Origin of the sequence: Capnocytophaga genosp. AHN8471 (genome assembly GCF_016806945.1) — a bacterium.
Taxonomy (GTDB): domain Bacteria; phylum Bacteroidota; class Bacteroidia; order Flavobacteriales; family Flavobacteriaceae; genus Capnocytophaga; species Capnocytophaga periodontitidis.
The window spans coordinates 51,747-65,001 of record NZ_JAESPJ010000025.1 but is presented as its reverse complement, the minus strand read 5'-3'; the positions used below and the strand labels follow the sequence as shown (position 1 = coordinate 65,001).

The following is a 13,255-nucleotide window of genomic DNA, read 5'->3' as shown; positions in this document are numbered from 1 at the left end:
TTAAAAATATAACAATTATGAGTTCAACAACACTTTTTGAGATGCCTTTTTCAGAGTTCCAATTGAAAAATGCTGTATCATCAGCATTACAACAAAGTTTAAACTACCCTACTCAATTTTCTATTGAAAGTAATTTAGAAGCAGCTGTTAAAAGCTATGTACAAGAAAGATTAGAAGGTATGGAGGTTATAGGGCAATCTACAAACCCCTCTCCTCCTAATTTTGGAATCAAGACAGGATTCTATGTAGCACTTGAAATAACTCTAAATTACAAAATGAAATTAGATTATAGGGCAACTGCTGGTGCTGGGATACAATGTCAGTTTGGAAACTTAGCTACCAATCATTCGGCAATGTTTTCTTTTATAAGATCTTCAGAAGGAGCAGGAGTTTCTAAATATAAGAATATTTCAATTGATGTAGTTCTTTCTTCAAGTATTGTTTTGGGTAAAGGAGAAGGAATGCCTATGAATAATTATACCATAAACTATAATCTCCCTGAACCTATACCTAACAACTTTGAAATTTCAGGGGCTATAGGACAAGCTATTACTTATAATTCTGCTATCAATGAAGTGTTTAGCCTTAATAATTTACAAAGACAAGGGTATTATAATGTACGAATAAACAATATCTCTTTTAGTACGAATAATGACTCTAGATTTTATGGAGGGGGAAATACTGATTTTGGGTGGACAGGAGGTTTTATAGTAAGTTTCCTTTTGCTTAGTGGGGAATTAATAGAAGGTGGCTATCAGAATTTTACTGGTAGATATAATGAAAATGGAGAACCAGAAGAAAAATTGAATCAATTAGAGGCTCTAAAAAAAGATGTCAAAAAAGACAAAACACTAAACTCAAAGCAAAGAAATCTACTAAAAAGTGAAATCAATCAGAATATTGATGATGTATTAAGCGAATACATTTATCATACACAAGATAGTATTCAAAAATCTTTTAATAAAGCTCCTACCTTTATTAGAATAAGTAATATTAACCCCCGTTTTAGAATAAACAATAATAACTCTCGAATTCAATTAGATTTTGAACTTGATGGGTGGGGACAAAATGGACTTCATGGAATTTTAAAAAACTTGAAATTTCCATATTATAGGAGAGCTGTACTTCTTAATGGGAACCTTATATATGAAAGAAAATGATGAGAAGAGCAATAATCTTTTTGATTCTTTTTTCTTGTAGTAGTTGCACCTATTATTCTATATCAGGTAGAAATTACTACAGAATACAGAGTGAAGAAAATGGTAGAACTATTGTCAGACCTAAGCATTCCAATTTTAAACTTGCATTACCTGCACCCTATATTTTAAAAAAGGAAGATAGTATTGACACAAAAGTAATTTACATAAAGAGGAGTAGCCTTTTAGGAAATGAACAAATTAGGTTTCTTCGTTTTTTTGATAATGGTCGGTTAATATCAGGTTTTTTGAGAGAAGATAGCTTGCAATATAATAGACCAAAATCAGCTACTATAGGATATTATCGAATGCGCAATTCTAATGAGCTAGAAATGCAAGAGTTTATAGCGCATAGCCCTGCATATGCTTCTTATGAATACAGCCGAGCTATCATTAGAAAAGATACTATTTTTCTTTTCCCCTACGCAAAGAAAAAAGAAAAATTACCAACACCTTTAATAAACTATAAAGAATGGAATGGTAAAAAAATTAGTAATTGTGCAATTTATATCAAGCAAAAAGTAGATACCCTTACAGGCACTCCTGACTGGTAAAACAAACATATTCACTTAACGAATAAATACAAAACAATGGAAGAAAAGAAATTGAGCTATGCCCCAGAGGTTACTAAAGCATTGGAGATAGCACAGAAAATAGCTCGTGAAAATATGAACGCTCGTTACTCTGGCGGACACTTATTGAAAGCCGTTCTCAACAGAGATTTACCACTCTTAAAGCTCTTGGAATCTAAAGGAGTCGATGTGTTCTATTTAGAAGAATGGGCTGAAGTGCGCATTGAGGAAGCTCTAAAAGCTACTAACACTTATTCCTGCGACCCCGATGAAGTGATAGACACTATCTTCACTGAAGCAGAAGCTATTCGGGAAATTTTAGATGAGGAGGAAATCTCCTTATGGGATGTATTTGTTGCATTGAGTACTCAGGGAGTAGCTTTTAATTTCGACCAAATGAAAACCTATCCTGTAACTCGTGCCGAACTCTTAGAAACGACTCCTCTTCCTGCTGCCTCTGTCGAAAAACCTTTCTCTTCTGCTCCTCTTTCTTCCACGGCTAAAGGTTTTTTGCAAAAATACTGTGTTAATAAAAAAGATATCCTCAAAGCTAAAGCCTCAAAAGAAATACCTGTTGGCAGAGTTGCCGAAACTCAAAAAATTACCGAAATACTGTGCAGATTTAGCAAACAAAATGTGCTTATCATAGGCGATTCAGGTATAGGAAAAACTACCCTTATCAATAGTTTTGTACAGAAGGTTATAGCAGGTCAAGTCCCCGATGTGTTGTCTAACTTAGCCGTATTTGAATTGGATATGGGAGCCCTCATAGCAGGAGCTTCCTACAAAGGTGAAATAGAAGACCGTATCAAGAACATAGCCCAAGAACTCAAGCAATATCCTAAATCAGTACTTATCATCGAGGAATTACACGCACTTTTAGGTAACTCTTTTGATTCCTCTATGGCAAATTTACTTAAAAGTGAACTTACTAAAGGACTCACTGTCATAGGCACTTCTACTATCGATGAATTTACCAAAAAAATAGAAAAATCAGGTTTAGAACCTTTGTTTGAAAAGGTAGAATTGCAAGAAAGTGATGATGAAACCCATTTTAGAATGTTGCGTCAAACCCTTTCAGCTTATGAAAACCACCATCATATAGCCATAACCGATGAGGCAATTTGGGAAGCCATACGTCTTTCTAAAAGGTATTTAAAAGAGAAAAGTCTGCCTGCCTCAGCGATAGACCTCATAGACCATACAATGTCTGTTGTGAAAACAGCAGGAGCATCTTTCTTAAAAGAAAAAAATGCCTTGCTTACACAAATAATTCACTTGGAGGACAATACACAAGGTTTTACAGAAGAGCAACGCAAAAAAAACGCTGCTTGGTTATTGAATGATATCAAACAACGCATTCCCTTTTTGTTAGATGCCTCTACCCTTTTAGAAGAGGAACAAACTACTACTTTTGAAACTGCTGACAACTTATTGAGCTATGGACGCAAACTCATTACCGAAGCTGAAAAAGTAGCTCAAGAAAAACGTTCTCACATCACCGAATGGGACTTAGCTGTACTTATCTCTCAAAAAACGAATATTCCTATAGGCAAACTCAAAGAAGAGGAAAAACAGCGTTTGAGTGATATGGATGCTATTCTTTCCGAGCGGGTAGTAGGGCAAGACCACGCTATTGCTATTATCAGTGAGGCTGTACTCGAAAATCGCTCTGGATTGAGCAAAGCAGGACAACCGATAGGTTCTTTCTTCTTTTTGGGACCTACAGGAACAGGGAAGACAGAATTGGCTAAATCTTTAGCCGAATTCCTTTTCCAAGATGAAAATGCCATTATCCGTTTTGATATGTCTGAGTTCAAAGAAGAGCACTCGGCAGCCTTACTCTATGGAGCACCTCCAGGGTATGTAGGCTATGAGGAAGGTGGTTTATTAGTGAATAAAATCCGACAAAAGCCCTACTCTATCGTACTTTTTGATGAGATAGAAAAAGCCCACGCCTCTGTATTTGATGTATTCCTACAAATAATGGACGAAGGGAAGTTGCACGACCGTTTGGGTAAAGAAGGTGATTTTTCTAATGCCATTATCCTCTTTACGTCCAATATAGGCTCTGACTTTATTGTAAAATCTTTTACTGAGGGGAATATCCCTTCCTCATCTACTCTTTTAGAGATAATGAGTCGTTATTTCCGACCAGAGTTTTTGGGGCGTCTTACGGAGATAGTACCTTTTGCACCTATTAGCAAAGAGAATGCTCTAAAAATCTTTGAAATACATTTGAAAAAAGAGCTTTTAAACCTAACGGAGGGTATAAACATCTCTCTCAATATTGCTCAAGAAGTAAAAGAGCATTTAGCAGAACAAGGCTATGATGCCACCTATGGAGCTCGTCCTTTAAAAGGTATCATTCGTGCCAAATTACGCCGTCCTTTGGCTAAAAAACTTGTAGCAGGTGAATTTAAAGAAGGAGATACTATAAAGGTACTCTGGGAAAATAATGAAGTCGCTTGGAAAAAATCGAACATAACCGAATAAATAGAATGAAACACTTAAAAATACTTTTCGTTACTTTTAGTACAATTGCATTATCATCTTGCTCATCAAACCGTTATCTTGCTGAGCTTCCTTATCATTACCCTACCGATGCTTTCTACAAAGCAGTATTAGCCCAAAAGAAACAAATCAATGAGCAGTATACCTTGGTAGATGATAAGGGAGAAAACCTATCCGATAAGGAATTAGCCTTAAGAGAGAAATACTCCATTATTTTAGCTGTACCCCCTAAAAAAATCACTAATTATAAGCTCTATGCTTTTATAGATGAATGGATAGGAACGCCTTATAAGGAAAAGACCTTAGAAAAACAAGAAGGAGCAGATGCTTCTTACTTTATACAGGCATTGTTTAGTGAAGTGTATGAAACTACTTTTCCCAAGACTCCCGATGGTATCTTCCGCTCTAAGGATTTACAACTTTTCACAGGGCGTACTTACTTAAAAGAAGGGGATATTTTGTTTTTTAGGTATGATAAGTTCAAACCTATTTCCGATGTAGGATTGTATTTAGGAAATGGCAGGATATTGGCTTGTACTACACAAGGGCTAAATATCTATGATTTCAATGATGAGTACTTCCAAAAACGCTATACAAGTGCTGGAAGACTTAAAGAGAAAAAGTAGATTTTTTATTCAAACCCTTGTCGATTCAAAAAATCTTTCGTACATTTGTCCTCAATAAACACAATAAAATAACTACACTATGGAAAACAACACTCACAACACCTCATCAGTCCCAGGTCGTGTGAACGACCCTCAAACTCTTGCCCGCTTTGCTTCCATAAAAAGTTATGACGACTATGTAAAGGACAAAAACAACCCCGTGGTAATGGTTACCCTCACCCTCGGCGACCAACCCTTTCTAAACAAAAACCACTTTGAAACTTTCCTTACCCAGCACACCAATGCCCACGATGAATTTACCATCGTAGTAAGTGATACCGCTATCGATGATTTTTATGGGCAAGTGATGAAAAACTCCAAAAACCTTCTGGGAGAAAAAATTACAATTCATTTTCACCAAAAAGGCAACATTGTACAATCCTTCAAAGGAATTATAGCCAATATCTGCAATAAGAAAAACGAAGGAGGTGGCTACGGTAATTTATATATTTCAGGCTTTGCTCCCAGTATATTGTTAGACAGCGGAAAAGAATGCCAGTCGTATGAAAATAAAACCCTCAAAGAAATAGTAGCACAAGCTACTGAAGAATATAAAGAAGTAACTATCAACACCGATGGCTTACTCAACACCAAGTACCAGATCCCCTATGTAGTACAATACAAAGAATCCGATTATCAGTTTATCCAACGCCTTGCCCGTCGTTACGGTGAGTTTTTCTATTACAATGGCACCCAGTTGATGTTCAACAACGAAACTCAAAAAACAGTAACTCTTTTAGAGGGAGGAGACCTGATAAATGTAGAGTTTGAACTAATGATCAAACCACAAAATTTCTCTTATATCTCTTACGATGTAGAAACAGGCAATACCGAACAGAAAACAACCCAAGAAGTCCATTTGCAGGACAAAATAAACCCTTTCCAATATGCCGCAATCAAAGCCTCTGAAAAGGTATTTACCAAGAAACCAACAATTCCTTATAATGCAATCTCCGAACAATTTAGAGGTGATTATTTAAAAGATGTAGTTCGTCGTGAGAAAGAAAGCCGTGAGCAGCTGATGCAAGTGCGAGGCAAAAGTAGAAATCCACATCTGCGCATAGGAGGCTTTATAAAGTTAAAGGATATCAACGATAAGCCGATGGAAAGCTATCGCATTATCGACATCAAGCACCACCAGTCGGGGTATGATTATGAAAACGAGTTTATCGCCATCCCCGATGTGTATATCGCTTACTATTACGATGAACAAGCCCTCCCGAGAGCCGAACAGCAACCCGCCCGAGTGATTGACAACAACGACCCCGAAGGTTGGGGACGTGTGCGCGTACAATTTATATGGCAAGAAAAATATCAAACCAAAACCCCTTGGATACGCGTAGTACAACCCCACGCAGGAGGTGGCAAAGGCTTTTACTTCATCCCTGAAATAGGCGAAGAAGTATGGGTAGATTTTGAAGACCAAAATGCCGAACGCCCTTTTGTAGTAGGCAGCAACTACAACGGCAAGGAATACAGCCCTTTTCATAACACAAACAACGATATCAAAGCCATACAAACCCGTAGCGGACACAAACTCATCTTCACCGAAGACGAGAGCATTTTGCTATCCGACAAAAATGGCAATACCCTAAGATTTGACACCCAAGGCAAGAACATAGAGATTTCTGCGCCAGAGAGTATCTCATTGTGTGCAGGTAAAGACCTCAATCTTAGTGCCGGCAACAATTTAGTGATGGACGTAGCCAACACAGCTTTCTTCAATGTATTGCAACAAATGTTGGTAACTACTCCATTTATGAAACAACTCATTGCCGACTATTTCCACACCCAAGCCGGCAAAGCCCTAATAAACTCTGACCAAGAAATCAAGATAGAAGCCCGAGAAACCAATGTGGCAGGAGTAGAAAAACTCTTTATCCACTCCGATGAGTTGGCAACGGTGAACTCTAAAGGGCTGCTTGAGGTGAAAGGACAGCAGGGAACAAAACATAGTAATAAGGCAGAAAGCTTTGCAGAAGAACCTGTTGTGATTGAAGGCAAAGCCTTAGTGATGTTCAGACCGAGTAGTGATTGGGAAGATTTCACTAATCCAATTGATAACCCTACTTATGGCTTTGACTGGTATCGGGAAAATGACACTCAACTAATAGGCGATGCAGCGCGAATAGACACTATTATGGGGTTCTATCACAATAATAACACTAAAACTTCTTTTAACCATGAGGATGCTGCGGTAATCAAAAATTTTAAAAATGAGTATAGAAATGTAACAATAGATCGCAATGGCACACCATATAGGTATTTTGTGCCTAAACTTATCTTGTATAAGAATGAAAATGAACAAGTAAGAAGTGTAGCTACTCTTGATATCATATATGATGTGTATGAAGAGCCTAACAACCTCTTTATAGAATATGAAAGTACGTTTTTTGATATTATTGAACAAGGAGTTACTGTTGCACCTCCACCCCCACAACCCCCTCTCCCAGAGGTAGCCTACACACCACCAGAAGGCTACAATATATTTAAAATACCTTCAAAGTCAGTTGGAAACCATAAAAGCCTTACTGTTGAAATAGAGTGCTTAAAGCCTTTTGGAGACTTAAAAGGGAAACAGATAAAAGCGTATACCCTTACAGAAGGCACTAATGGGCAACCTGCACAGAAAAAGGTAGTAGGGGTCTTGGATGTAATGCCTAATGACAAAGCCAATCGCAAAGTGGTAAAACTGCTAATGGTAAATGTAATTACAAATATAAACAATAAGTTTGGAAATGATTTTGGTTATGATGAACAAAAACTTTTTGAACAGAAAAGATACTTACGTAAGTATTTAAGAAACTCCTTAATAGATCCTATATTTGAGACGGCAAGATTAGATTTGAGTGGGTTAAATACAGGAGATTTTACACTTAGAAATGAGTTTAATAGAAACTATGCTCATAGAGGAAAACTCTTTTCTAAAGAAAGGTCATCAACCCCTTTAAGTGCATATTTAAAAAGAAACTTGCATACTGATCTAACAGATTATATTCCTATATTCTTTTTACCGCAGAAGAAATTTGAAGATGATCGTATTACAACAGCTTATTACAACCCTCTTTTTAAGGTGATTGTAGCAACAAATAAATTAAAACCAGTTACTATAGCACATGAAGTGTACCATAGTTTAAAATTACCTCATTCTTTTGAGAGTAAGCGACATATGCCAGCACTCATAAACCCTCTTAATAGATCTATAGGTTCAAACGGGAAATATTCATTTGAATACGGAAAGACCACCAATATTATGGATTATACTACGAATAATAGAAATAATCTATTCTATTGGCAAATAAAGATAGTTTGCCGTAATGCAACAGCAGAACCTGATAATTATATACCTGAACAGTTATGAAACAGTTAATGACAATTAGTTGTTTACTATTGATAGTAAACGTTAGTAATGCGCAGTATAATCAATTAAAATTAGAAAAAATGAACAAGAATGAACGCCCAAAAATAGATGGTTTATTTGATATTCTTCATTTAGAGGATTATGAAGGTCTTTTAGTTGAGGATAAAATAACTGGCTATAAAACATATAAGAAAAAAACACCTAATGGAAAAATAATATTACGTAAAGGATATTATTATATCTATGAGGAATATTTTGACAATTTAAACTATCATATAGCAAAAGCGTATGATGCTAAAACACTAAAGGTAAAACAAAAAACACTTTTTGCTGATCGGAAAGAGACAAATATAATACTTGGCAAAGAGTATTTCTATGATAATAATGCAACACTTCTTAGAGTGGTTGATCACGATAAAGGATGGGATTTTAGTTATGAAGATGTGATTAATTACTTATACGATAATATAGAAGATAAAATAAGTCTTGAAACATTGTCAATTAGCAAAGAATCATTTAAAGGCAGAAATTATTGGGAGATAGAAACTAATATAAGTTTTTGGGAAAATAATCATTTTTTACGAATAGATGGTAATACAGGCGAGGTGTTATGCCATATTATTATCTATGAAGAAGAAGGAGGGAGCTATACTAAAGTACTTAAAACCATTGTACCTAATAAAATAGACAAACTTCCTCCTGAACAGAGTAAATACCAAGACTGGCGAGACGAAAATGGCAAAAAGTATAAAACCCCAGATACAAGGCGAAAAGTCAATGGTATTTCCTATACCGAAGAAGAATGGAAAGCCTATGAAGAAGAACAATGGGAAAAATACCAAACTAATCGAAACCACAAGAGCTTTTGGGATAAACTCTTTGGATAACAACCTTAAAACTAACAGCCTATGGATATCATCACCAATACCGCAGAACTTAGTTGCAATCAAGGCACTGCCAAAAGTAAACTTACTGTAACAAGTCAGGATTTTGTAACTATTGAGGACAAGCCTGTTGCTACTGAGAGCGACAAACAAGCTAATGTGAATATAATGCCTTTTGGTCAGTGTAAGCTAAAACCTACTACAGGAGGTTATTTGCCTTGTATGCCCGCTCCTACAAAATGGGAGCAAACAGCTGAGAAAGATACTATCAACGATCTAAAAATCCTCACTGAGAAAAGCACTTGTCAGTGTGCTGTAGGCGGTAAAATATCCGTTACCCATAAAGGACATAACGAACAACACGAAATAGAATAAAAACAAAAATTTGCACTTTTGTAATTTTTTTGTACATTTGCAACGTTGAAAAACTATCAAAATGGAACACCTAACAGGAGTTATAAATGAGATAAATCGGTTACCTTATGATATAAGGGCAGAAGTGCTATTAAACCACTTGTTAGACAAAGGAATCATCTCTGACAATGAGTATGTAGTAAAACACCAAGGGCAGTTTGTACGCGGTTATCGCGCCGATATACTAAGTGCAAAACTTACTGATTTCAACTATGATCCTACCCAATTGATAGAGGTAAGCCTTTCTCGTGATAGTTTGTATGATATACTACCCGAAAGCGTCGCTCACCATACCAAGAATGAAACTCAAGGCAAGGGAGTGGATACAATGCTCAAAGATTACAGAGAGAGGAAACAAGAAGAAAAAGCTGCTCGTACCTTTTTTAGCCCTTTTGAGAATGAGATTTTTAAGTTAGGGGTAGAAATAGAATCCTTTGAACAAGATAGCTTTAAAGAGCTTAATGCCAATGAAATTTCTACATTATTCTATGAACTTTGGGGTATTTCAAAAGATTTTCCAACGCTCTTAGTCTCTAAGTTTATACGATTATTGCCTTATAGCTACAAAATAGTAGGTAATATACCCCTTACAGTACAAATACTTTCAAAACTTTTAGGTGAAGAAGTACAGCTTAAAGAAAGAGAGTTTGCTACTTATTCTGATGAATCACAAGGTTTTTGCTTGGGAGAAGACATTTACTTAGGAGTGGATATGATCACAGGTACAGCCTATGAAGATTATACCAAACACCTGACCCTTGAGATAGGTCCCTTAAAGCATTCTGCTTTTACCGATTATATACTTGGGGGCAATAAAGAAAAATTTGTAACAATGTTCTGTGAGCACTTTTTCCCTTTGGAAGTAGAAATCCAATTAAGTGTATTGCTCTCAGAAGAAGAAAGTCAATTTGAATTAAAAGAAAATAATGACCCTATCTTAGGTTATAACACTTGTATATGAAAAAGTTAAAGAATTATTTCATCAATTTGTTCGACCCGCAACTGTTGATACTACTGCTATTTTTAGTGGCTATGTGTATAGCCATTACTATTATTTTCTCAAAGAAAGTCCCTGAGTTCAAAAAGTATAAAACCAATATCTATATCTATCTGTTCTTAACAGTATTGGTATATACAGTCATTGCCTTTTTAGGATATAGCCGCCTCTTTGAAGGGAAAACCCTAAGTGAATTTGTTTTCTATCAAATCTGTACCTTGACCCTTGGTGTCTTCCACTGCTATTTCTATCGCTTGTTTTTCAACAAATTCAAACTAGAGGACGATGTGTTCAAAGAACTATTCTTCGCCTTATTGGTGGTACTATATGCCTCAGTACCTTTCTTGTTAATTTACACTTTCTTAAATGGAATGTACTATTTGCCTTTGATGATGGGCAATTTCATAGTCTTTTTCATCCCTACTTTAGTGAATGCGAGCTTCAATCGTTCTCTAAAGATACCACCTAAAATCTACACTACTTGGCAATTTCCTGAAAACTACAAAGAGTTAGTAGGAGTGAGTGATGATGAGATGCGTGATTTAGTAGTATTCACACTTATGATAAAAAAGGAAGAAAATGATAAAGACTACACTTTATATCGTGCTAAAGGACCTACCCGAATAGATTTTGGGCGCTTGTTCTACAATTTTGTAGAAGATTACAACGAGCGTTTTGCCGATGCTCCTATTGAGATACAGAATGAAGATGGCTTTTATAATTGGGTATTCTTCAAACAACCTAAATGGTATGAATCTACCAAATATATAGATCCAAAATTCACCCTGTATATGAATGGAATAGAAGAGAATAGCTATATTATTTGTATGAGAACACTTGTTTCTGAGACTGCAATGAATAATAATGAACAAGAAACAGATTTTGAATACAGCAAAGAAAAAGATAACGAACGAGTAAAAACATATTAAACCATGACAGAAAAACTCACCCATTTGCCAGTGAACTTTATTGATGGAATGAAAATCAATAAAAGGTATTTTATAGATATTCAAAACTTTGTCATCGATTCGGTACGCGATGCCATAGGGGTACACACCTCAATGCTTACCTATGGATTGTTGCCCGTCAATGACCCAGTGAGAATGAACCTGTCAGTAGACACTCATAAAAACCTCCGACTCCGCATAGAAGAATGTCACGCGATTACTCCTAATGGCTCTCGAATAGACATCAGTTCTAACACAGAACAGAGTACGCTCTCTTTTTCGTATCCCGAAATTATCAAAGAGATAAAAGAAGATGAGGTTGCTCTACTGGCTTGTATTTCTGTCAATCCATTCAAACGTGTCCCTTGTGGAGACCCTGACCCTGAGGAGAATCCACCACGCGACCCTTATACTGAGCCTGAATACTACCTTTCTTTAGTAAAGGAAGAGGATCTTAGAAAAGATATGGGAGTAGGGGGACATTATCTCATTGTAGGAAAAATATGGGTAAGTGGTGGTAATACCAATCTTGATAGTTCTTATATTCCACCTTGTGTACTGGTAGCTTCTCATCAAAAACTACAGCAGTTATACAACGAAATCGACCGTTTCTATGGTCAGATGGAGATTTATGCTATCCAAATCGCTCAAAAAATACATACTAAAAACCAAACCAACAAATTAGCCACTATCATAGAACAAATGACCGATAGAATGCTCTACTATTTAGCTACTGAAATCAATCATTTTCGCTGGCTTACACTCTATAGTACCCCTGCCGAAATGTTAGTGTCAGTAGTAGGTTTTGCAAGAGTGCTCAAGAACTTTATCGATGCCCGTTCAGGAGTGGGTAAAGAGGAATTGCTCAATTACTTTGCCGATTGGTGCAATGTAAGTCAAGGAGAGTTTGAAACAGTCTTCTCTGAGGTAATCAATACAGAATACAACCATAATCAAATAAACGATGCTGTAGTGAAAGTAGAACGTTTTATGAAAACCTTAGAAGATTTATTTGCTATTCTAAACCGCTTAGACTTCATTGGTAAGAAACGTGATGGCAGCATTTTCGTATCTGAAATCACAAATGAAAAAAGCTCTCTACAACCTGAAAGAAGTAGGACTTTCTTAGCCGATTAATAGAAATTAACAACAAAAGTATCAACCTATATGGAAATATTAAATCAGAAAGAACGTACAAAAGCATTAGGCTTTTTCGTGTTGTTTTTCACTCTTGCAGTACTTGTTATAATTTTGGCTCTTATGGTCAATATCTATTTTCCTTTCAAGGAAAACAATTTGCTCAAGCAAGAAAATGCTCGTATACAACGAGAAATGAAATTTCAAGATAGCTTTTCTTTTCAGTTAGAAAAAGTAAAAGTGGCTGTAGATTCTATAGGAACACCTCAAGGTGGTTATAAAAACGACTTTTTCAACGAAAAATTAGCCCTTTCTATCCTTGCCGATATGTACAAGCAAATCCCTAAAGACTCTCTTAGAAATAAAAATATGTATAACAATACTATCTTGGTATACAAAGAGCTCATTGATGCTAAGAAACAAATAAAACAACTTACTATCAACCAAAAAACTTTGGATAGTCTTAGTACTATCAACAAAACTTTAAAAGAAGAATATGATAAGATGAAAGTAGATTTAGAAGTTTGCAAACAATTGTACCAACAGGAATAAAGTAGCTATTAAAAGA

11 protein-coding genes are annotated in these 13,255 nt (G+C 36.0%); all 11 read left to right on the top strand.

Going from position 1 to position 13,255, the window contains the following annotated elements:
• The first annotated feature begins 17 nt into the window (after positions 1-17).
• The 11 genes from JMN12_RS10475 to tssO all read left to right on the top strand — a co-directional run bounded on the left by JMN12_RS10475 (position 18) and on the right by tssO (position 13,239).
• Entirely contained in the window at positions 18-1,160 is a 1,143-nt protein-coding gene (locus tag JMN12_RS10475) for a hypothetical protein (RefSeq protein ID WP_203139071.1), read from the top strand.
• Complete coding sequence (locus tag JMN12_RS10470) at positions 1,157-1,750, top strand: hypothetical protein (protein WP_203139069.1); 594 nt, start codon at positions 1,157-1,159, stop codon at positions 1,748-1,750. The genes JMN12_RS10475 and JMN12_RS10470 overlap by 4 nt, the downstream gene beginning before the upstream one ends.
• 36 nt (positions 1,751-1,786) lie before the next feature.
• Positions 1,787-4,264, top strand: coding sequence for an AAA family ATPase (locus JMN12_RS10465; RefSeq protein WP_203139067.1), 2,478 nt, complete (start codon positions 1,787-1,789; stop codon positions 4,262-4,264).
• Positions 4,265-4,269: 5 nt separating this feature from the next.
• Positions 4,270-4,908, top strand: coding sequence for a C40 family peptidase (locus JMN12_RS10460; protein ID WP_203139065.1), 639 nt, complete (start codon positions 4,270-4,272; stop codon positions 4,906-4,908).
• 79 nt (positions 4,909-4,987) lie between these two features.
• Positions 4,988-8,308, top strand: a complete 3,321-nt coding sequence (locus JMN12_RS10455) for a type VI secretion system Vgr family protein (protein ID WP_203139064.1) — start codon at positions 4,988-4,990, stop codon at positions 8,306-8,308.
• Between the two features lie 80 nt (positions 8,309-8,388).
• Positions 8,389-9,195 carry a hypothetical protein gene (locus JMN12_RS10450; RefSeq protein ID WP_238423885.1) on the top strand — a complete coding sequence of 269 codons (807 nt, stop codon included), beginning with the start codon at positions 8,389-8,391 and terminating at the stop codon, positions 9,193-9,195.
• A 21-nt stretch (positions 9,196-9,216) separates the two neighbouring features.
• A complete protein-coding gene (locus tag JMN12_RS10445) occupies positions 9,217-9,567 on the top strand; it encodes a DUF4280 domain-containing protein (RefSeq protein ID WP_203139062.1) in 351 nt (116 codons plus the stop codon).
• A gap of 61 nt (positions 9,568-9,628) precedes the next feature.
• The gene (locus JMN12_RS10440; protein WP_203139061.1) at positions 9,629-10,567 is read left to right on the top strand and encodes a type VI secretion system baseplate subunit TssG; all 939 of its coding nucleotides are present in this window, start codon (positions 9,629-9,631) and stop codon (positions 10,565-10,567) included.
• Positions 10,564-11,532 carry a TssN family type VI secretion system protein gene (locus JMN12_RS10435; protein WP_203139056.1) on the top strand — a complete coding sequence of 323 codons (969 nt, stop codon included), beginning with the start codon at positions 10,564-10,566 and terminating at the stop codon, positions 11,530-11,532. The genes JMN12_RS10440 and JMN12_RS10435 overlap by 4 nt, the downstream gene beginning before the upstream one ends.
• A gap of 3 nt (positions 11,533-11,535) precedes the next feature.
• Entirely contained in the window at positions 11,536-12,687 is a 1,152-nt protein-coding gene (locus JMN12_RS10430) for a hypothetical protein (RefSeq protein ID WP_203139054.1), read from the top strand.
• A gap of 30 nt (positions 12,688-12,717) precedes the next feature.
• Positions 12,718-13,239: a type VI secretion system TssO gene (gene tssO / locus JMN12_RS10425; RefSeq protein WP_203139052.1), complete on the top strand. Its 522-nt coding sequence runs from the start codon at positions 12,718-12,720 to the stop codon at positions 13,237-13,239.
• Positions 13,240-13,255: the final 16 nt, after the last annotated feature.

Excerpts from the sequence above, each read along its gene's own strand:
- JMN12_RS10475 (WP_203139071.1), top strand. The coding sequence starts at position 18 with ATGAGTTCAACAACACTTTTTGAGATGCCTTTTTCAGAGTTCCAATTG.
- JMN12_RS10470 (WP_203139069.1), top strand. The coding sequence starts at position 1,157 with ATGATGAGAAGAGCAATAATCTTTTTGATTCTTTTTTCTTGTAGTAGT.
- JMN12_RS10465 (WP_203139067.1), top strand. The coding sequence starts at position 1,787 with ATGGAAGAAAAGAAATTGAGCTATGCCCCAGAGGTTACTAAAGCATTG.
- JMN12_RS10460 (WP_203139065.1), top strand. The coding sequence starts at position 4,270 with ATGAAACACTTAAAAATACTTTTCGTTACTTTTAGTACAATTGCATTA.
- JMN12_RS10455 (WP_203139064.1), top strand. The coding sequence starts at position 4,988 with ATGGAAAACAACACTCACAACACCTCATCAGTCCCAGGTCGTGTGAAC.
- JMN12_RS10450 (WP_238423885.1), top strand. The coding sequence starts at position 8,389 with ATGAACAAGAATGAACGCCCAAAAATAGATGGTTTATTTGATATTCTT.
- JMN12_RS10445 (WP_203139062.1), top strand. The coding sequence starts at position 9,217 with ATGGATATCATCACCAATACCGCAGAACTTAGTTGCAATCAAGGCACT.
- JMN12_RS10440 (WP_203139061.1), top strand. The coding sequence starts at position 9,629 with ATGGAACACCTAACAGGAGTTATAAATGAGATAAATCGGTTACCTTAT.
- JMN12_RS10435 (WP_203139056.1), top strand. The coding sequence starts at position 10,564 with ATGAAAAAGTTAAAGAATTATTTCATCAATTTGTTCGACCCGCAACTG.
- JMN12_RS10430 (WP_203139054.1), top strand. The coding sequence starts at position 11,536 with ATGACAGAAAAACTCACCCATTTGCCAGTGAACTTTATTGATGGAATG.
- tssO (WP_203139052.1), top strand. The coding sequence starts at position 12,718 with ATGGAAATATTAAATCAGAAAGAACGTACAAAAGCATTAGGCTTTTTC.